We start from the raw sequence: 18,568 nt of genomic DNA on the forward strand, positions 1-18,568 counted from the left end.
GTCAGACCGAGCGTTGCGCCTTGCTCGCGGCGCTGGCGGATCGGCTGCGCTCCTTGATCTCGGCCCAGTCCGCGTCGGAGAGCGAGGTCAGGCCGGCGAATGTGCCCGGCCCTGCGAGCATCTGGCCGCCGTCCATGGCGATCGTCTGACCGGTCAGGTAGTCGCAAGCATCCGACAGCAGGAACATGGTCAGGTTGGCCAGTTCCGTGATGGTGCCGGCCCGCCCTGCTGGGATCTGCTCGACCTGCGTCGCGCCGACGGAACTCTTGTCGGTGGGGTTGAGCATCTCCCACGCGTAGTCCGTCGGGATCGGCCCTGGCGCCAGGGCATTGAGCCGGATCCCGTACTGCGCCCACTCGACGGCCAGTGACATCGTCATCGCGTGCACGGCGGCCTTGGCCATAGCGGACGGGACGACGAAGGCCGAGCCGGTCCACACCCAGGTGGTCAACGTGGAGACGACGCTTCCGGGCAGTCCGTCCGCGATCCAGCGCTTGCCCGCGGCCAGGGTGGTGTGGAACGAACCGTTCATCACAGTGCCCGAGATTGCCTCGAACGCCCGGGGAGTGAGGCCCTTGGTCTGGGCGATGAAGTTCGCCGCGGCGTTGTTGACGACACCCGTGAGCGGCCCCTGCTCCTTCCAGATCGCCTCCATGCCGTCGTCGACCTGCTCGAAGTCGCGTACGTCGACGGTGCGCACGTGGACGCTGCCCGGACGAGAGGCGGATGCTTCCTCGGCCGCCTCTTTGAGGACATGCTCGCGCCGTCCCCACAAATGGACCTCCGCCCCGTGTTCTACGAGGTGGCGGGCGACGCCCCGACCGAGGCCGGTCCCCCCGCCGGTGATCAGGATTCGCTTGCCCTGCAGGAGATCGGCGGCGTAGGGCGAAGTCATGAGTCAGTTCCCGCGGTAGGGAGAGAAGTCCGGAGCCCGCTTCTCGTTGAAGGCGGTGATGCCCTCGTTGGCCTCGTCGGTCTCGCCGAACATCTTCAGGCTGGAGTAGGCCAGCTGGCCGATCCCCGCGAAGTGCTCGGTGTCGGCGTTGAAGGACTGCTTGATCACCTTGAGCGCGGTCGGCGAGAGCTTGAGAATCTCGTCCGCCCAGGACCGGACCTCCTTGTGGAGCTGGTCCGCGGGAACGACCTTGTTGACCAGGCCCCAGTCGAGCGCCTGCTCGGCGGAGTACTGACGGCAGAGGAACCAGATCTCGCGGGCGCGCTTCTCGCCGATCGCCCGGGCCATCAGGCCGGTGCCGAAGCCGGCGTCGAACGAGCCCACCCGCGGGCCGTTCTGGCCGAACTTCGCGGTGTCGACCGCGATGGTCAGGTCGCAGAGCAGGTGCAGCACATGGCCGCCGCCGATCGCGAAGCCGTTGACCGCCGCGATGGTCGGTTTGGGGACGTCGCGGATGACCCGGTGCAGCGAGTCGATCTCGAAGAGGCCGCTCTGGGACGGTCCGTAGTCGCCGGTCTCCTTCCGCTGCTTCTGGTCGCCACCGGTGCAGAAGGCCTTGTCGCCGGCGCCGGTGAGGGCGATGGCGCCGACCTCGTCGCTGCCCCACGCCCGCTTGAAGCTCAGCACCAGCTCGTCGACGGTCCTGGCGCGGAAGGAGTTGTAGCGCTCTGGCCGATTGATGGTGATCCATGCCAGACCGTTGTCGACCTCGTAGCTGACGTCGGTGAAGTCCTCCATCGGCCTGGTGTCCTTCCTCTGAGGGCGGGTCGGCCCGAAACGGCCTGACCATTTGCACATTAGCAACGTGGCAGGCGGTTATCAATCTCCGGGGACCGATCGAACGGCTTTGGTCCAACCATTGTCATATTCCTCTCAGTGGACCATGATCGGCCTCATGACCACCGAGACGAACTTCACCCTCGAGGGGACGACTGGAGCGCTCAACGTCCGCACCTGGAGTGGCGCGGCACCGGCGTACGCCGTGTTGCTTGCCCATGGCATCGCCGAGCACGGCGGTCGCTATGACCACGTGGCGCAGCGATTGGTCGAGGACGGAGCCGTGGTCTACGCGGGCGACCACCTTGGGCACGGCGAGTCCGCGGGGGAGCGGATGGAGATCAAGGATGTCGACCTGATGGTCCACGATCTGCACGTGGTCGCGAATCGCGTGCGCGCCGACCATCCCGGCCTGCCACTCGCACTGATCGGCCATTCGCTGGGTGGCATCATCTCGACCCGCTTCGCGCAGTTGTATCCCGGTGAACTCGCCGCTCTGGTCCTGACCGGTCCCGTGGTGGGTGGCAACCCGGCGTTCGAGGCCCTGCTCGCCATGGACCCGATGCCGATCGTGCCCATCGACCCAGCGATGCTGTCGCGCGATCCCGCCACCGGCGAGGCGTATCTGGCCGATCCTCTCGTCTACCACGGCCCGCTGACCCGGCAGACGCTGACGGCGATCTTCGCGTCGGTCGACGTGATCGCCGCCGGTCCGTCGCTCGGCGATCTGCCCACCTTGTGGTTGCACGGCGAGAACGACCCGCTCGCGCCGTACGACGTGACAGCCAAGGCCTTCGAGCACCTGGCCGGCACCGCGTTCGAACAGAAGAAGTACGACGGCGCCATGCACGAGATCCTCAACGAGACCAACAAGGACGAGGTCATCGGCGACATACTGACCTTCCTCAGGTCGTCGGTACGCCCGCGTTGATCTCGTCGAAACGGGCCCGGACGGTTGGTGTCCACTGCGCGCGGAGTACCTCGATCCGGCGGGCCGCCCGACGGCCGATCCAGTCGGGTAGGAGCGCCTCGGGCAGCTGAGGATCGGTGCGGGGGAGTTCCTGCCATTCGCTGACCATTCGCACGTGGGCGAAGAGAGTCTCGTCGCCTCCGCCCGGCCTCAGGTCCGCCATGGCCGCCAGGAGCTGCTCGTAGTGCTCGCTCAGTGCTTGCAGGTCCCATCCCTTCGCAACGATGTCGGACTCGGAGATTCCAAGGCTCTTCACGGTGCCGACGAAGCCGATCATGTGCTGCTCGAGGCCCAGTTCGCCGATCAAAGCCGCGACCTCATCCGCGCGTTCCACGTGCGGGCTGAGCCAGAGTCCGGGCGCCGGGTTGCCGAACCCGGCCCAGGTGAGGCCGGCGTACAGGGGGCGACGGGAGTTGCGGTGAGAGTGCGGGATGTTCGTCAGGACGGACAGCCAGCTCCCGTCCCAGCTGCTGAAGGGGTCGCTGAGTGAGTAGACGCGCGGAGAGCCGGAGTCGAAGATGTGCAGGAGCTTGGGACTCAGCGACCAGCAGACCTCGCGTCCGCGTCGCGTCGGGATGATCCAGTCCGAAGCAGCTGCGCGAGCGATTGCCTGTCGTGCGGTCTGCTCCTCGATGCCCAGCCCCTTGAGGATGTACACGAGGGCGGAGGTCCAGACTGGCCGCCGGGTCGGCCACACCAGCTCGCCCAGGATGGTGACCAGCAGGGAGCGGGCGCTGCCAGGTGTCAGTGAGCCGTTCTCGGGCTTGATCAGCAGCGAGACGGGCGGGGCGCTTCGTCGGGTCGACATCATGCGGCCGAGATGCCGCCGTTCACGCTGATCGCCTGGCCGGTCAGCCGGGCTGCTCCCGGGCCGCCCAGGAACACGATCAGCGAGGCCAGGTCGTCCGGCTCGGCCACGCCCAGGTGGGCCAGTTCGGCGGCCTTCTCGAAGAGGCGCTTGCTGAAACCGTCGCGCAGAACGTTCTCGGCGGTCGGGGTGCCCGCGATCAGGGACGGCGTGACGACGTTGACCCGGATCCCGTCCCGCTTGGCCTCGATCGCGGTCACCCGGGAGAACATCACGATCGCGGCCATCGCGGCGCCGAGCACGCTCTCGCCTGGCGTCGCGACCTTCGCGGCGTCCGAGGCGATGTTCACGATGCTCCCGCCGCCCTGCTCCCGCATCACGGGCAGCACCTCGCGGGTCAGCAGCATCGGCGGAAGGGCCTGGCCGAGCAGGATGCCGGCGATGTCGGCGGGCGGCGTGCGGTGCAGGAGGTCCGGCTGGTACGCCGACGTGACCGAGCTGACCAGGACGTCGAGCGCGCCCAGGGCCTGGTGTGCCTCGGTGATGGCCTCGTGGACCCGGTCCGGGTCGCCGGCATCGGTGGCCAGGAACACCACCTGGGCGTCGGGGCACCGCTGGGCGACAGCTTGGCGGGCTGCCTCGCCGCGTTCCTTGTCTCGGGCCAACAGGGCCAGACGCCGAACGCCCGCGTCCACAAAGGCGAGGGCGCTCGCGAGGCCCACACCTGACGTGCCTCCGGCGATGACGACAGCGGAGTCGGCGTAGGTGCGGACGACGGGTGAAGTGGGCATCGTGCCTCCTGTTTGCTCTTTGCTGAGTCTACATCTACGGACATTCAGTCACTCGGTGTGTCGAGCATGGAGCAACCGTAGAAAAGGCCTGACCATTCGTTTACATGGTCTGACCAAACGGCTATGGTCGAGTGGCCGGGTTCGAGACCGAGCCCCGTTCGCTGTCGTGCTGAGGAGAGCCGGTCATGGTCAAGACGACATTGCTGGAGACGTCCCACTGGCCCGCGGAAGCCGGTGAGGTCCGCGACATCACTGTGTGCGAGATCCTTCGGCACGCGGCCGCCACGGTCCCGGACCGGACGGCACTGGTGGGCTGCGTCGAGGATCCGGCCGCACGACGGCAGTGGACCTACGCCGAGTTCGTGGCCGATTCCGAGCGGGCTGCCCGCGCGCTCCTGGCCAGGTTCTTGCCGGGTGACCGGATCGCCGTCTGGGCTCCGAACAGCGCCGAGTGGATCATCCTCCAGCAGGGCATCAGCATGGCCGGCATGGTCATGGTTGCCCTCAATCCGGCCTACCGAGCCCGGGAGCTGGAGTTCGTACTGCGGCAGGCGGGCGCCGTCGGGCTGTTCTGTGTCGACTCTTATCGCGGGTGCGATATGCCGGAGCTTGCCGCGAGCCTCCGCCCGCGGCTGCCGCAACTGCAGGAGGTCTTGTCCTTCGACCAGTGGGATGAGTTCCTCGCGAGTGGCGACGCGCGCCAGGAGCTGCCGACGGTCGATCCCTACGACATGATCCAGGTCCAGTACACGTCCGGTACGACGGGCTTCCCCAAGGGCGCCATGCTCCATCACATGGGCCTGGTCAACGAAGCGAACTTCGTCGCCGAACGGGCCGGGATGTCCGATGGCGGCGTGTACATCAACGCCATGCCGATGTACCACATCGGCGGCGGCGCGGTGACGTCGTTCGGCGCCTGGGCGAAGCGAGGCACCTTCGTCATCCTGCCCGGCTTCGACCCCGGACTGATGCTGGAGGCCTTCGAGACTTATCGGGGCACCCACACCCTCGTGGTGCCCACCATGCTGATCGCCTTGCTGAACCATCCCGACCTCGCCAAGCGCGACCTGTCCAGCCTGCAGACGATCCTGAGCGGCGCGGCATCTGTTCCCGCCGCCCTCGTCCGCAAGACCACCAAGCTGCTGGGTTGCCAGTTCAGCATCCTGTTCGGTCAGACGGAGACGCACGGCGTGATCAGCCAGACGCGGGTCACCGACAGCCCGGAGGACCAGGCGGACACCGTCGGCATTCCGCTGCCCCGGCTGGAGGTCAAGATCGCCGACCCCGTCACGGGCGAGCCAGTTCCGGTCGGCGCGCAGGGCGAGATCTGCTGCCGCGGTTACCAGAACATGCTCGGGTACTACGAGATGCCCGCCGACACGGCGGCCACGATCGACGAGGACGGCTGGCTGCACATGGGCGATGTCGGCTCGATCGACGAGCGCGGCTTCGTCCGTGTCACCGGCCGGGTGAAGGACATGATCATCCGCGGCGGGCTGAACCTGTACCCGGCCGAGATCGAGGCAGCCCTGCAGGAACATCCCGCCATCGAGACCGCCGCCGTCATCGGCGTACCGGACGAGAAGTGGGGTGAGGAGGTGGGAGCGGTGGTGCGGCTCCGGGCCGGGTTCGACCGGCCGAGCGTCGCCGAGCTCACGGGCTTCCTCCGCGATCAGATGGCCGCGCACAAGACTCCGCACTACTGGACCTTCGTCGAGGAGCTCCCGATGACCTCGACCGGCAAGATCCAGAAGTTCGTCCTGCGCGACCTTGTGGTCAAAGGTGATCTCGTGTTCGACGAAGTCAGGCCGGCGACTGCTGCCAGCGAGGGGTAGCTCAGCCCCGGCGTACGGCGATCGCCTGGCCGAGGTCGACGGTCGACGAAGGCGTGCCGTCGCAGTCCACGCATGAGTGGTCCGGCGGGGTCGCCTGCGGAAACAGCTGGTCGGCGGCGGCCACGTCGTGCGGCGCTGGTTGTGCGCTCGCGTCCCGGGCCGCGGATTCCATTGCCAGCAAGGCCGCGCCGTACGCGCCGGTGATCTGTGGACGTTCGGGCACGACGATCTCGTGGTCGAGTGCCTCGGCAAGGTAGTGAACGGCCGCGGGGTTCCGCGCGACCCCACCCGTGAGGACCACCGGCGTACGGCGTCCTACCTGGGCCACGAGCGCAAGGGTGCGTCCCGCGATCGCGCGGTGGACCGAGGAGGCGATGTCCTCGATCGGAAGTCCCTGGGCGAGCAACGAGACGATCTCCGTCTCCGCGAAGGTCGCGCACATGCTGCTGACCTCGAGGTCGCGGCTGCCCTGCAAAGCCAATGGACCGAGATCGTCGAGGTCGCACTCGATCGCGCGCGCGAGCACCTCGTAGAACCTCCCGGTGCCGCTCGCACACCGATCGTTCATCGCGAAGTCCTCGACGAGACCGTCCTCGTCGACGGCGATGGCCTTGCTGTCCTGGCCCCCGATGTCGATGACGAGGCGTACTCCGGGGCACATGGCGGCCGTGCCGCGTCCGTGGCAGGTGATCTCGGTGAAGGTGCGCTGCACCCCGGGCACCAGGCGTCGCCCGTAGCCGGTGGCGATCGTGCCGGCGACATCATCGGCGTACAGGCCTGCCTCGTCGAGGGCTCGCTCGACGGCGCGCTGCATTCCCTGACGGCTGACGGCGCCCATCTGCACGGTACTGGCAGCGAGGATCGCGCCCAGGTCGTCGATGACGACCGCCTTGGCTGTCGTCGATCCCAGGTCGACGCCCATATACCTCGCAGTCATGTGCGCGCTCCGGCTAGGCGCCCACCCCGCTCGCGCTGTACGTCGATCGTCTCGAGCATCGCTACCAGCCGGCTCTCGAGGATCTCGTCCTTGTAGAAGGAGGCGTCGGCCACGTCTCCTTCGAAGAAGATCGACGGAATGCCGAGCTTCTGCTGGGCGGAGCGCGCCAGCAGCCGCTGCGGTCCGGTGAACGCGCGGCAGGTCCTGGTCGAGTGGAAGACGATGCCGTCGACGTCGTACTCCTCGCAGTCGCGCAGGGTGAGGTAGTCGAGCGTCTTGGTGCCGTGGTTCGTCGGGCAGAGCAGGTAGTGCTGGGCCATCCCGAGCAGCGGGTCCTCGGTGTCGATCAGGTGCGGCTCCTGCCAGAACGCGTTGTGGATGTAGCGGCCGCAGAGCACCGCGGCGCCGTGCTCGGCGAACTTCCGGGACAGGAACCCGAGCTTGTTCCAGTTCATGATGCCGTCGAAGTACAGCCGGTACTTCTCGTCCTTGACGCCTGAGATGCCGGCGTCGAGCCGGCCCTTGATCTCGTCGCGGACGCTGCCGAAATAGTCGACCAGGGCCTGGTCGCCGGGGAGGAAGTTGATCGGTGCGACGCAGGCGATCCAGTCCCAGAAGGTCGCCGGGGCGGGCTTGGCCTTGCAGAGGTCGAGACCTTCGCGCCGCAGCTCGGCGGCTCGCTTGATGTAGGTCATGCTCTCGCTGAGGGCGTCGTAGTCGAACGGACGGCCCGTCTGGGCCTCGATGAACGAGATCAGCTCGCGCAGCTGTTCGGCGACGAAACGCGAGGCGTCCTCCCACTCCGCGCCGGTCAGGTAGCCGGAGTCGGGTTTGTTCCCCCACAGGAACGGGTGGGAGATGTTGAAGATCGGCAGCTGCTTGCCGAAGACCCGGTACGAGATCCCGTCCCACTGCTGGCCCGTGCTGCAGCCGGCGTAGTTGTTGACGAAGAAGTCCGGCGCGGGAAGTCTCGCCGCCAGTTCCTTCTGGTCGTTCAGCCCGACGACGCCGTTCTGCGAGCCATCCGTCCCTTGGAGGGTGAGCACCGAGCAGCCGAGATGGGTCCGCGAGTAGGAGCAGAGCTCGGCGTTGTAGCCGTACTCCGCGCCGGCCAGCTGGGCCGGTCCCTCGAGCTGCTGGGCGGCCAGCCTGGCGGCGAACGCCTCGCCGTGGCACCAGGCCAGACCGGCTGCCTGGAAGATCGGGTTCAGGGCGCCGCCGTTGTACCAGACGATCTGCTTGCCCTGCTCCCGTGCCGTGAACAGGTCGTCCCAGTAGTTGGTGATCAGCTGTCCACCGGCCCGGGTGACGGACAGCCTGTTCGATCGGTCCTCGATGGTCTGCATGATCTGGTCAACTCTCTGCCGAGTGCTGGGGTGTCGGGGTCAGGCCGTCAGGCCGGTACTGGTCGCTTGCGCAGCGTGCGCTCGACGAGTGCCTCGATCCGGGTGCGGAAGGACTCCAGCGGCATGCCCTCGTGCTCGGTCTCGAGCTGCAACTGCGGGATGCCCGCGGCCTCCAAGCCCTTGCGGAGCTCCGGGTAATAGAGCATGTGCGGCTCGCAGAACTTGGGCAGCAGATGGATGACCGCCTCGGCCCCGCTCCGTCGTACGGCGTCGACCAGGTAGACGTCCCAGTCGGCGTCCTGCTGGACGCGGGTGGGGCACGGGATGGTGACGTTGCGCTGGGAGTACCAGCGAGCCAGGGCATCGAGCGGATCGCCGGTCTCGTCGACGTCGGTCGAGACGTACCGGCGGCCGTGGAAGAGGTCGTCGTCCACCACGATCGCTCCGCTGTCCTCGATCGCCTCGAGGAGCTCGCGCTTCGGGGCGTGGCACAGGTGACCGGACAGGTGGACCCGGACCCGGTCGTCGCGGGGAGCGGCCGGCGCCGCGGAGGCGGCATCCCGCAGCAGCGCGTGGTGCTCGACGGGATCCATCACCATGCTGGAGGTGACGAGATCCTGGAGCTGTCCAGGGGTGAACGCCGTGCTCCCCGTACTGCGCTCGTCGAACAAGCTCCTGAGAAGCCGCCGGTCCCGGTTGTGCGCCTCGATGCTGGTGCGTAGGTCCGCTTCACCGACCTGGTGTCCGGTGAAGGACGCGAACTCGGTGCGGAACTCGGCCATCATCTCGGCAACCCGGCGGGGCGCCCACGAGTCGTTCATCGAGCTGTTCAGCATCCCGAAGAACACCGGGGTGTCGGGGAGCAAGGCGCGCACCACGTCCGCGGCCCCGATCAGCTGGATGCAGTGATCGGCCATGAAGATCGCGTCGTAGGAATCGAAGCGACCGGTGGCGGCCTGATCGGCGAGGTTGCGGGTGTAGCCGCAGTAGAACTCGGCCAGCAGCGATCGCCCTTCGGTGACGGGTATCTGGTCGTCCTGGACCACGACGGGCAGGGTTCCCGCGGCGTGGGCGATCTCGCGCGGGAAGTTCATCGGCAAGACCCCGACAACCTTCTGGCCAGGGTGATCCACCCGCCACTGGTCGACGTACCGGCGTGGGTCCCGCGCTACTTCGCTGAGCCGCGCGAGCGCAGCGGTCGCGTCCGGCATGAGCACTCCTCTGGCTGTGGGCTCTGGTCTGATGATCTACTGATCCTGAGATCGAGTCACCTAGACTGTAGAACAATGTCCTGCCTCCGTGAAGAGGGTGGTGCGGTCATGCCATCTAAAGGTATGTTTGGTCAGTCCATTTATGACAACGGCCAGACAAGGAGTCGGGATGCTCTCGTTCGCCTTCAGCGCCGAGCAGGAGGAGTTCCGCCGGCAGTTGCGGAAGTTCGCCGAGGCCGAGCTCGTGCCGCACTACCGGCAGCGCGCCGCCCGAGCGGAATTCTCGTTCGAGGCACACAGGCAACTCGCGGCACTCGGAGTGCTCGGCATCGGGCTCCCCGAGGAGTACGGCGGAACCGGTGAACCTGACCCGATCACGCTCGGGCTCGCTACCGAGGCCCTGGCGTACGGCGACGTCAACGTGGCGGCGGCGCCGGTACAGGTCGGGCTGGTCGCTTCGCAGCTTGCCTGGGGTGGGCGGAAGGCCGTGGTCGACGCGTGGCTGCCGCGGCTGATCGCCGGCGAGGTGGTTGCGGCCATCGCCGTGACCGAGCCGTCGGGTGGGTCGGATGTCGCCGCGCTGCGAACTGAGGCGAGGAAGGTTTCCGACGGGTGGCTGCTGGCCGGCGAGAAGATCGCGATCACCCACGCGACCTCGGCGGCGGTCGGCCTAGTCTACGCCCGCGAGCCCGGCTCCAAGGGGCACGACGGGATCAGTTGCTTCGCGGTCGATCTCGACAGTGACGGCGTTCACCGGACCCACACGCCGGGGATGGGTGCGCTTCCGCTGTGCTGGGGCGGCCTGTCGTTCGAGGACGTCTTCATTCCCGAGGACAGTCTCGTCGGGGAACTCGGACGCGGCTTCGCGGGTGCGATGTCCCACTTCGACTTCAGCCGCCCAGCCCTTGGCTTGCTGTGCCTGGGTGCCGCCCAGGCCAGCATCGACGAGGCAGCCGACTGGGCCACCAAGCGGGAAGCCTTCGGGCGCCCGTTGGCAGCGTTCCAGGGCGTATCGTTCCCGCTCGCCGAGCACGCGACGTACCTGGAGGCCGCGCGCTGGCTGTGCTACCGGTCGCTGTGGACCAGGGACACCGGCGGCCGGCATACGCAGTACGCCGCGATGTCGAAGTGGTGGCCGCCGATCGTGGCCAAGGATGCGATCGAGGCGGCCATCGTGACGTTCGGCAATCTCGGGTACTCCACCGAATTGCCACTTCAGCAGCGCTATCGCGACGTGGCGAGTTACCTGATCGCGGACGGCACGGCCGGTATTCAGAAGCGGATCATTGCCACCGCGATGATGGGACGGGCAGCAGCTCAATGAAGCTCGGCATCTCCGTGCAGGACAGCCTGCTGACCGCGGATCCGGCTGCCAGACGGAGCATCCTTGCTCATGTCGCAGACGCAGGCCTGGACCACGTCACGGTCGGCGACCACCTCAGTTTCCACGACGGCGCCGGCTTCGATGGGCTGGTGTCGGCGACCTCCGTGCTGTCGACCGACGACAACCTCGAGGTCCTCGTCGGGATCTACCTCGCCGGCCTGCGCCACCCGGTGGCAACCGCGCGACAGCTGTCGACGATCTCCCAGCTCGCGCCCGGCCGGCTGGTCCTCGGGGTAGGCGTCGGCGGGGAGGACCGCAGCGAGATCTCCAACGCGGGGGTCGATCCCAGGACTCGGGGTCGGCGGCTCGACGAAACGCTCGGCCTGCTGCACCGCCTGGCCACCGGGGACGCCGTCGACCACGAGGGGGAGTTCTTCACCCTGACCGGCGCGCGGATCCGACCGGCGCCAGAGCCTCGGATCCCGTTGGTCATCGGGGGTTCCGGCGACGCCGCCATCCGCCGTACGGCGAAGTACGGCGACGGGTGGCTGGGGCTCTTCTGCTCGGCACGGCGCTACCGGGACACCGTGCAGCAGATCCTCGCCGCGACCGACCGACGACCCACGTGGTTCGGCCTGAGCATGTGGTGTGGATTCGGACCGAACAACGACCGGGCCGGCGAGCTGCTCGGCCGACGGCTGGAGTCGCTCTACAACCTGCCGGCCGCGAAGTTCCAGCACGTCACGGCCGCTGGGACTGCGGAGCAGGTGGCAGAGCGGCTCGCGCCGTATCTCGACGCCGGGGCGCGTCACCTCAGCATCGTGCCTGTCGCCGAATCGCCGCACGACGGGATCGAGGCGGTGGCCGAGGTCAGACGGTTGCTCTTGGCAAGCTCTGTGACGACGGGCTGATCGTCGTGCGGGCAGTCGTGCAAACCGAGTTCGGCGGACCCGAGGTGCTCATCCCGGGCGACTACCCGGATCCCGTGGTGGCAAAGGGCTGGGAGATCGTCCGGCTGAAGGCCGCGGCGCTCAACTGGCACGATGTGCTGGTCAGGCAGGGCCGGTACGGATCGTCCTTGCCCCATGTGCCGGGCGCCGACGGCGCCGGTACGACCGACACGGGTGACGAGGTCTTGGTGGTCCCCTCCCTCTGGTGGGGCGATGACGAATCCGCCCCCGGTCCGCGCTGGGAGATCCTCGGCGACCGGAGGCCGGGAACATACGCCGAACTCGTGCGGGTTCCCCGCGAGTGCGTCGTACCCAAGCCGCCGGGATTGTCCTGGGCCGAGGCGGCATCCCTCCCGTTGGTCGGCCTCACGACGTACCGGGCCTTGTTCTCAAGGGCAAAACTGCGCCCCGGCGAATCCCTGCTGGTGTTGGGTGCGGGTGGTGGTGTCGCCACCATGGCGATCTCGCTGGGCGCCGCAGTCGGATGCACCGTGATGGTCACTTCGTCATCGACCGGGAAGATCGACCGCGCCCGCGAGCTGGGAGCCTCCGGCGGCGTCCGGTACGACGAACCCGGCTGGCCGCTGGCGGCCAAGGACCTCACCCCTGGTGGTCGCGGCTTCGACGTGGTTCTGGACTCGGTCGGTAGCTGGCGTGACTCCATCCAGACGCTGCGCCCCGGCGGGCGGCTCGTCGTACTCGGCGCCTCTCGCGACGAGCAGGCAACCGTTGACGTGCGGCCGTTCTACTTCGGTCAGTACGACCTGCTCGGCACCACCATGGGCAGCCTGCGCGACTTCGCCGGGCTGCTGCGGCTGATTGACGAACATGACGTTCCACCGCCCGTCATCGACCGGACGTTTCCATTGGACGAGGCGGCTGCGGCGCACAACTATCTCGAGAGCGGTGCCGGCTTCGGCAAGGTTGTCCTCGAGCTGACCCCGGAAAGGACCTACGGCTGATGTCGAGTCACGTGCGATATGAGCTCGACGACCAGGGGGCTGCCTTTCTGACCCTGGATGCTCCGGAGACGCGGAACGCGCTGAGCGACGACCTGCTCGACGACTTGCTGGCGGCCCTCGAGCGGGCGGGCGCCGACGACGCAGTACGGGTTGTGGTGATCGGCTCGTCGCACGAGCGGATCTTTTCGGCCGGCGGGGACCTCAAGGCGTTCGCCGACGACAGCCCCACCCTCACCAAGTACGCCGGGCTGGACCGGTTCCCGAGGCTCTACCAAACCATCGGGGGGCTCGGGAAGCCGGTGATCTGCGCGGCCGGTGGCGACGTGCTCGCGGGGGCGTTCGGGCTGGCACTGGCGTGTGACCTGGTCATCGCCAAGGAGGGGGTCCGGTTCGGGTGTCCCGAGATCAACGTCGGGGTGTTTCCGTTCATGATCTCGGCGCTGATCTACCGCAACATCGACCGGATGAAGGCCAACGAGCTGATGATGATCGGGGACCTGATCGACGCCGCGGAGGCGCAACGGCTCAACATCGTGAACGCCGTCGTGCCTGCCGCGGACTTCGACCAGGTCGTCCGGGCCTGGGCACACAAGGTGGCCGGCAAGTCTCCGCTGCTGATGCGGATGGGCAAGGACGCGATCAACGCCACCCGGGACATGAGCCTGCCGGCCGCCCTCGGAGCTCTCCGCTCCCAGCTCGCTCTCGCCTTCACCACGGCTGACCTCAAGGAGGGTGTCGCCGCGTTCCAGGACAAGCGCGCGCCGGTCTGGAAGCTGCGCTGAGCTATGAATCGAGATAGACGGTTTTCAGCTGCTGGTAGCCGCAGAGCACCGTGTGGGAGCGGAGGGGCACGTATCGCGCCTACGATCGTTCCACGAGTGACTGTCCCAGGGGGATGGGCCGATGGGCGTCGACGTCGTGTTCTGGAGCGTGGTGCTGGCGCGCTTCGTGCTGCCCCTGTTCATCCCGAAGTATCCACTGCCCGCGATCATCGGCTGCCTGGTGTTGGACGCGGCCGACCAGACGATCTTCCAGGCGTTCGGGTTCAATCCGCCGTTCTACCAGAGCTATGACAAGGCGATGGACGTGTTCTACCTGTCCGTGGCTTATACAGCCAGCTTGCGCAACTGGACGAATGTGTCGGCGTTCCGGATCAACCGCTTCCTGTTCTTCTACCGGCAGATCGGTGTGGTGGCTTTCGAGCTGAGTGGCCTGCGGTGGCTGCTGCTGGTGTTCCCGAACACGTTCGAATACTTCTTCATCGCCTACGAAGCGATTCGCTCGCGCTGGAACCCGTTGCGGTGGGGGTTCAGGTTCTGGCTGATCGTCGCCGGCGCGATCTGGGTCTTCATCAAGTTGCCGCAGGAGTACTGGGTGCACATCGCGCAGCTCGACGTGACCGACACGATCAGAGACGTGCCCTGGTTCGGTCCCGCGCTCGCCGCCGGCATCCTCGTGCTCATCTCGGTCGCGCTGTTCGTCGTACGCCCTCGGTTGCCGCAGGGTGACTGGTCGTTGCGGCTCGCGGCCGACCCGTTGCCGGTCGCGATCGACGAGGCGACTGAGCGGGCCGCGTACCACGCTGCGCACGGGAAGGTCTTCGACGAGGCGGCCCTGGAGAAGATCTTCCTGATCGGGCTGATCAGCGTGATCTACGGACGGGTCCTGCCTGGGGTCGAGGCGACCAGCCTGCAGATCTTCCTCAGCGTCGCCTTCTACGCGATCATCAACGCCGCGCTCGGACTGTGGGCGGCGAAGCGCGGTAACTCCTGGGAGTCGGCGGGAGTGTCGTTCGCAGTCGTCTTCGCAACCAACGTCGTACTGGTCGCGATCGCGGACCTTCTGCTCTCGCGGGGACAGGGCCGCCTTCGGTTGATCGACACGCTGTTCTTCGTCTTCCTGTTCAGCATCCTGACGACCCTCTACGACCGCTACCGCCCCATCCACGACTATCGCGTCGAGACGGCGAGGACCGAATCGACCACCTGAGGACGAACCTCCATCCTCAGATTGGTGCCGTCGCTCCGTGGCGGCAGCCGACGTCCGGTCGTAGTGTCGAGGAGGGGCGGCCGATGTCGTCCCGGGTCTGCTGGGAGGGATGAGCGATGGTTGATTCGGTCGCACCGCACGGGCTCCACCACGTAACTGCCATTGCGGAGGATCCGCAGCGCAACGTCGATTTCTACACCACGGTGCTGGGGCTGCGCCTGGTCAAACGGACCGTCAACTTCGACGCCCCGGACACCTATCACCTGTACTACGGCGACGCCTCGGGCAAGCCCTCTACTCTGTTGACGTTCTTCCCCTGGCCGGGAGCGCCGACGGGCAAGCAGGGGACCGGTCTCACGACAGCCACCGCGTTCAGCGTGCCCCCGGAGTCCCTCGGCTGGTGGCAGCAGCGACTGCAGAGCCTCGGCGTAGACGCGGACGAGCCGGTCGCCGGCGCCGACGAGGAGGTTCTGAGGCTGCGCGATCCCGACGGCTTGGTGATCGAGCTGGTCGCGTCCGACGGTGACACCCGATCCGGTTGGGACGGCGTCGCCGCCATACCGTTCGACAACGCGATCCGCGGCCTCTTCTCGGTCACCATGACGGAGCAGTTGCTCGATCCGACGGCCGAAATGCTCGCGGGCCTGCTGGGGATGCGGCACGGCCAGGACACCACCGATGGGTCACGGTTCGTGATGTCCGGCGGAGCTCAGGGCACGGCGGTGGATGTCCGGCCCAGCAACGTGTCTCGCGGGGTCCAGGCAGCCGGAACGGTCCACCACATTGCCTTCCGCGCACCTGACGGCGAGACCCAGGCGAAGTGGCGCCTCGAGCTGATCGAGGCCGGAGTACAGGTCACCGAGATCCTCGACCGGCAGTACTTCACCTCGATCTACTTCCGTGAACCGGGCGGGGTCCTGCTGGAGATCGCTACCGACCAGCCGGGCTTCACCATCGACGAACCGCTGCTGGAACTAGGCCAGCACCTGAAGCTTCCGCCCTGGCTCGAACCGAACCGCGAGCAGATCCAGGCCACGTTGCCATCGCTCCGCGTGCCACCGGCCCCGCAGTCGGACGACTGATGAGCGAGGGCCTGCTGCGGCGGCCGCACGTCTGGCAGCCGGGCTCGTCCGCGCCGCCGCTCCTGTTGCTGCATGGCACAGGTGGGGACGAGCACGACCTCCTCGTACTGCGGCAGCACCTGGCGCCCGACGCGCCCGTGCTGTCGCCTCGGGGAGCCGTTTCGGAGCAGGGGATGGCACGGTTCTTCCGCAGGCTCCGGGAGGGCGTGTTCGACGAGGATGACCTTCGGCTGCGCGCAGACGAACTCGCGGCCTTCCTCACCGCCGCCGAGGAGAAGTACGACGTGACCGCTGGTTCCTGGCTGGCGGTCGGCTTCTCCAACGGAGCCAACATGGCGTCCGCGCTGCTCCTACGCCACCCCGAGTCGCTCGCCGGCGCGGTACTGCTGGCCGCGATGGTGCCCTTCGCGGCGGACGAGCCCAGGGACCACGCTCTTGCCGGCAAGCGGGTGCTCATCGTCAACGGTGACAGCGACCCGATGGCCACACCCGAACAGACCAGCAGGCTGACCGAGCAACTCCGCCGACGAGACGCCGACGTCGAACTGCTGTCGTTCTCCGGCGGCCACACCATCGACGCCGGTCAACTTCCGCTCATCAAGAAGTTCATCGACGCGGGGCCTCCGAACTGAAGGCGGCGGCTGGTCGACGCGGTCTTTGTCGGCGCCACAGACGATCCCTGGCGGAGAGAGAGGAGTGACCTTGCCTGAGTCCCTGGCACGTAACCTCCCTGAAGGTCCGGGTCGAAGCGCGCACCCGCCGATCGCGGACTACGCCTTCCTGTCGGATTGCGAGTCCAACTGCCTGATAGCACCCAGCGGCGCGGTGGAGTGGATGTGCCTGCCGCGACACGACTCACCCAGTGTGTTCGGGGCGATTCTCGATCGCGCCGCGGGGAGCTTCCGGCTCGGTCCGTACGGCGTACAGGTGCCCGCTGCGCGTCGATATCTGCCAGGCAGCCTGATGCTCGAAACGACCTGGAAGTCACCGACGGGCTGGCTGATCGTCCGTGATGCCCTGCTCATGGGTCCTTGGCACAACCTCTCCGAGCGGTCCGCGACTCACCGCCGCACGCCGACCGACTACGACGCCGAACACTGCTTGCTGCGGACCGTCAAGTGCGTCAGCGGCGCCGTGGATCTCTCGATGGTGTGCGAACCGATGTTCGGATATGGCCGCCGGGAAGCGAGTTGGCGGTATGACGGTCCCGGTTACGGCGAGGCGGTGGCCAACCGCCCTGACCTGGATCAGGATGTCACTCTCAAGCTGACTACTGATCTACGTCTCGGTCTGGAGGGTCGCACGGCCCAGGCCCGGACTCGGATGTCGCAGGGCGACACGGCGTTCGTGGCACTCTCGTGGTCGGTCCTGTCGCCGCCCCGGACCTGGGTGGAAGCCGTCGAGAGGATGGGGCGAACGGCCGAGTACTGGCGGCAATGGATCAATGTCGGCGTGTTTCCGGATCACCCGTGGAGCCGCTATCTGGCGCGCAGCGCACTCACCCTGAAAGGACTCACCTTTGCTCCCACCGGGTCACTGCTGGCGGCCGCGACGACCTCGCTGCCGGAGACGCCAAGCGGTGAGCGGAATTGGGACTATCGGTATTCGTGGGTCCGGGACTCCACGTTCGCTCTTTGGGGGCTCTACACCATCGGGCTCGATCGCGAGGCGAACGACTTCTTCTCATTCCTCACCGAAATGTGTGACGGCGATCAGGACATCCAGATCATGTACGGCATCGGCGGCGAACGTGAACTGCCCGAGCAGACACTGGACCACTTGAGCGGCTACGAAGGCGCGAGACCGATCCGGGTCGGCAATGCCGCCTACCTACAGGGCCAGCACGACGTGTGGGGAGCCATCCTCGACTCGGTGTATCTGCATGCGAGATCACGCGACCAGGTCACTGAAAGCCTGTGGCCGTTCCTCAAGCGGCAGGTCGAGGCGGCATCGAAGCATTGGCGCGAGCCCGACCAGGGGATCTGGGAATCACGCGGTGAACCGCAGCACTTCACCTCGTCCAAGCTGATGTGCTGGGTGGCGATGGATCGTGGTGCCAAGCTGGCCCGGCTGCACGACGAGCCCGGATTCGCCGATGATTGGCAGGCAGTCGCCGACGAGATCCGCAAGGACATCTGCGCCAACGGTGTCGACGACAGAGGAGTTTTCGTGCAGCGGTACGGCGCCACGACCCTCGACGCCTCGCTGTTGCTCCTCCCGTTGCTGCGGTTCCTGCCGGCTGACGATCCGCGCGTCCGCGCCACTGTGCGAGCTATTGCCGACGAACTCACCGAGCACGGCCTGGTGCTGCGCTACCGCGTCTCGGAAACCGACGACGGGATGCACGGTGCTGAGGGAACGTTCACGATCTGCTCGTTCTGGCTCGTGTCTGCGCTCGTCGAGATCGGCGAACTGGACGAGGCCACCGCGCTGTGCGAGAAGCTCCTGTCCTACGCGAGCCCGCTGGGCCTCTATGCCGAGGAGATCGACCCGCTCAGCGGACGCCACCTCGGCAACTTTCCGCAGGCGTTCACCCATTTGGCTCTGATCAACGCCATCATGCACATCATTCGCGCCGAGGAAACAGTCCGCACAACTACCTTCGTCCCCGCCCACCAGCGACTCTGACGG

17 protein-coding genes are annotated in these 18,568 nt (G+C 67.2%); 10 read left to right on the forward strand and 7 right to left on the reverse strand.

Going from position 1 to position 18,568, the window contains the following annotated elements:
• Window position 1 precedes the first annotated feature (1 nt).
• Window positions 2-895, reverse strand: a complete 894-nt coding sequence (locus ABD210_RS18820) for an SDR family oxidoreductase (protein WP_344112981.1) — start codon at window positions 893-895, stop codon at window positions 2-4.
• A gap of 3 nt (window positions 896-898) precedes the next feature.
• Window positions 899-1,693, reverse strand: a complete 795-nt coding sequence (locus tag ABD210_RS18825) for an enoyl-CoA hydratase-related protein (protein WP_344112982.1) — start codon at window positions 1,691-1,693, stop codon at window positions 899-901.
• A gap of 157 nt (window positions 1,694-1,850) precedes the next feature.
• Between ABD210_RS18825 and ABD210_RS18830 the strand changes: the two genes are divergently transcribed.
• A complete protein-coding gene (locus ABD210_RS18830; protein WP_344112983.1) occupies window positions 1,851-2,663 on the forward strand; it encodes an alpha/beta hydrolase in 813 nt (270 codons plus the stop codon).
• Here ABD210_RS18830 and ABD210_RS18835 read toward each other — a convergent pair.
• Window positions 2,638-3,513 (reverse strand): PaaX family transcriptional regulator, encoded by an 876-nt coding sequence (locus ABD210_RS18835; protein WP_344112984.1) that lies wholly within the window; start codon window positions 3,511-3,513, stop codon window positions 2,638-2,640. The genes ABD210_RS18830 and ABD210_RS18835 overlap by 26 nt on opposite strands.
• Entirely contained in the window at window positions 3,510-4,301 is a 792-nt protein-coding gene (locus ABD210_RS18840) for an SDR family NAD(P)-dependent oxidoreductase (RefSeq protein WP_344112985.1), read from the reverse strand. Before ABD210_RS18840 ends, ABD210_RS18835 begins: the two co-directional genes overlap by 4 nt.
• A gap of 185 nt (window positions 4,302-4,486) precedes the next feature.
• On the opposite strand from ABD210_RS18840, the gene ABD210_RS18845 reads away from it, so the two are divergent.
• The gene (locus ABD210_RS18845) at window positions 4,487-6,136 is read left to right on the forward strand and encodes an AMP-binding protein (RefSeq protein ID WP_344112986.1); all 1,650 of its coding nucleotides are present in this window, start codon (window positions 4,487-4,489) and stop codon (window positions 6,134-6,136) included.
• 1 nt (window position 6,137) lies between these two features.
• On the opposite strand, the gene ABD210_RS18850 is transcribed toward ABD210_RS18845, so the two are convergent.
• The 3 genes from ABD210_RS18850 to ABD210_RS18860 are packed head-to-tail and all read right to left on the reverse strand — an operon-like array spanning window position 6,138 to window position 9,630.
• Window positions 6,138-7,073, reverse strand: a complete 936-nt coding sequence (locus ABD210_RS18850) for an acyl-CoA dehydratase activase (RefSeq protein WP_344112987.1) — start codon at window positions 7,071-7,073, stop codon at window positions 6,138-6,140.
• Window positions 7,070-8,419: a 2-hydroxyacyl-CoA dehydratase subunit D gene (locus ABD210_RS18855; protein WP_344112988.1), complete on the reverse strand. Its 1,350-nt coding sequence runs from the start codon at window positions 8,417-8,419 to the stop codon at window positions 7,070-7,072. The genes ABD210_RS18850 and ABD210_RS18855 overlap by 4 nt, the downstream gene beginning before the upstream one ends.
• Before the next feature lie 47 nt (window positions 8,420-8,466).
• On the reverse strand, window positions 8,467-9,630 hold the full coding sequence (locus tag ABD210_RS18860) for a 2-hydroxyacyl-CoA dehydratase subunit D (RefSeq protein ID WP_344112990.1): 1,164 nt from the start codon (window positions 9,628-9,630) through the stop codon (window positions 8,467-8,469).
• 169 nt (window positions 9,631-9,799) lie between these two features.
• Between ABD210_RS18860 and ABD210_RS18865 the strand changes: the two genes are divergently transcribed.
• The 8 genes from ABD210_RS18865 to ABD210_RS18900 all read left to right on the forward strand — a co-directional run bounded on the left by ABD210_RS18865 (window position 9,800) and on the right by ABD210_RS18900 (window position 18,565).
• Complete coding sequence (locus ABD210_RS18865) at window positions 9,800-10,954, forward strand: acyl-CoA dehydrogenase family protein (protein ID WP_344112993.1); 1,155 nt, start codon at window positions 9,800-9,802, stop codon at window positions 10,952-10,954.
• Window positions 10,951-11,865 (forward strand): LLM class flavin-dependent oxidoreductase, encoded by a 915-nt coding sequence (locus ABD210_RS18870; RefSeq protein ID WP_344112995.1) that lies wholly within the window; start codon window positions 10,951-10,953, stop codon window positions 11,863-11,865. Before ABD210_RS18865 ends, ABD210_RS18870 begins: the two co-directional genes overlap by 4 nt.
• 5 nt (window positions 11,866-11,870) lie before the next feature.
• On the forward strand, window positions 11,871-12,866 hold the full coding sequence (locus ABD210_RS18875; protein ID WP_344112997.1) for a zinc-binding dehydrogenase: 996 nt from the start codon (window positions 11,871-11,873) through the stop codon (window positions 12,864-12,866).
• The gene (locus ABD210_RS18880; protein ID WP_344112998.1) at window positions 12,866-13,648 is read left to right on the forward strand and encodes an enoyl-CoA hydratase/isomerase family protein; all 783 of its coding nucleotides are present in this window, start codon (window positions 12,866-12,868) and stop codon (window positions 13,646-13,648) included. Before ABD210_RS18875 ends, ABD210_RS18880 begins: the two co-directional genes overlap by 1 nt.
• 121 nt (window positions 13,649-13,769) lie before the next feature.
• Window positions 13,770-14,855 (forward strand): hypothetical protein, encoded by a 1,086-nt coding sequence (locus ABD210_RS18885; RefSeq protein ID WP_344112999.1) that lies wholly within the window; start codon window positions 13,770-13,772, stop codon window positions 14,853-14,855.
• A gap of 116 nt (window positions 14,856-14,971) precedes the next feature.
• Complete coding sequence (locus tag ABD210_RS18890) at window positions 14,972-15,937, forward strand: ring-cleaving dioxygenase (protein ID WP_344113000.1); 966 nt, start codon at window positions 14,972-14,974, stop codon at window positions 15,935-15,937.
• Entirely contained in the window at window positions 15,937-16,569 is a 633-nt protein-coding gene (locus tag ABD210_RS18895) for an alpha/beta hydrolase (RefSeq protein ID WP_344113001.1), read from the forward strand. The genes ABD210_RS18890 and ABD210_RS18895 overlap by 1 nt, the downstream gene beginning before the upstream one ends.
• A 70-nt stretch (window positions 16,570-16,639) precedes the next feature.
• Window positions 16,640-18,565, forward strand: a complete 1,926-nt coding sequence (locus ABD210_RS18900; protein ID WP_344113003.1) for a glycoside hydrolase family 15 protein — start codon at window positions 16,640-16,642, stop codon at window positions 18,563-18,565.
• The last annotated feature ends 3 nt before the right edge of the window (window positions 18,566-18,568 follow it).

Origin of the sequence: Kribbella alba (assembly GCF_039529635.1) — a bacterium.
GTDB lineage: Bacteria > Actinomycetota > Actinomycetes > Propionibacteriales > Kribbellaceae > Kribbella > Kribbella alba.

Excerpts from the sequence above, each read along its gene's own strand:
- ABD210_RS18890 (WP_344113000.1), top strand. The coding sequence starts at position 14,972 with ATGGTTGATTCGGTCGCACCGCACGGGCTCCACCACGTAACTGCCATT.
- ABD210_RS18830 (WP_344112983.1), top strand. The coding sequence starts at position 1,851 with ATGACCACCGAGACGAACTTCACCCTCGAGGGGACGACTGGAGCGCTC.
- ABD210_RS18870 (WP_344112995.1), top strand. The coding sequence starts at position 10,951 with ATGAAGCTCGGCATCTCCGTGCAGGACAGCCTGCTGACCGCGGATCCG.
- ABD210_RS18855 (WP_344112988.1), bottom strand. The coding sequence starts at position 8,419 with ATGCAGACCATCGAGGACCGATCGAACAGGCTGTCCGTCACCCGGGCC.
- ABD210_RS18860 (WP_344112990.1), bottom strand. The coding sequence starts at position 9,630 with ATGCCGGACGCGACCGCTGCGCTCGCGCGGCTCAGCGAAGTAGCGCGG.
- ABD210_RS18825 (WP_344112982.1), bottom strand. The coding sequence starts at position 1,693 with ATGGAGGACTTCACCGACGTCAGCTACGAGGTCGACAACGGTCTGGCA.
- ABD210_RS18820 (WP_344112981.1), bottom strand. The coding sequence starts at position 895 with ATGACTTCGCCCTACGCCGCCGATCTCCTGCAGGGCAAGCGAATCCTG.
- ABD210_RS18835 (WP_344112984.1), bottom strand. The coding sequence starts at position 3,513 with ATGATGTCGACCCGACGAAGCGCCCCGCCCGTCTCGCTGCTGATCAAG.
- ABD210_RS18850 (WP_344112987.1), bottom strand. The coding sequence starts at position 7,073 with ATGACTGCGAGGTATATGGGCGTCGACCTGGGATCGACGACAGCCAAG.
- ABD210_RS18880 (WP_344112998.1), top strand. The coding sequence starts at position 12,866 with ATGTCGAGTCACGTGCGATATGAGCTCGACGACCAGGGGGCTGCCTTT.
- ABD210_RS18865 (WP_344112993.1), top strand. The coding sequence starts at position 9,800 with ATGCTCTCGTTCGCCTTCAGCGCCGAGCAGGAGGAGTTCCGCCGGCAG.
- ABD210_RS18845 (WP_344112986.1), top strand. The coding sequence starts at position 4,487 with ATGGTCAAGACGACATTGCTGGAGACGTCCCACTGGCCCGCGGAAGCC.
- ABD210_RS18840 (WP_344112985.1), bottom strand. The coding sequence starts at position 4,301 with ATGCCCACTTCACCCGTCGTCCGCACCTACGCCGACTCCGCTGTCGTC.
- ABD210_RS18895 (WP_344113001.1), top strand. The coding sequence starts at position 15,937 with ATGAGCGAGGGCCTGCTGCGGCGGCCGCACGTCTGGCAGCCGGGCTCG.
- ABD210_RS18885 (WP_344112999.1), top strand. The coding sequence starts at position 13,770 with ATGGGCGTCGACGTCGTGTTCTGGAGCGTGGTGCTGGCGCGCTTCGTG.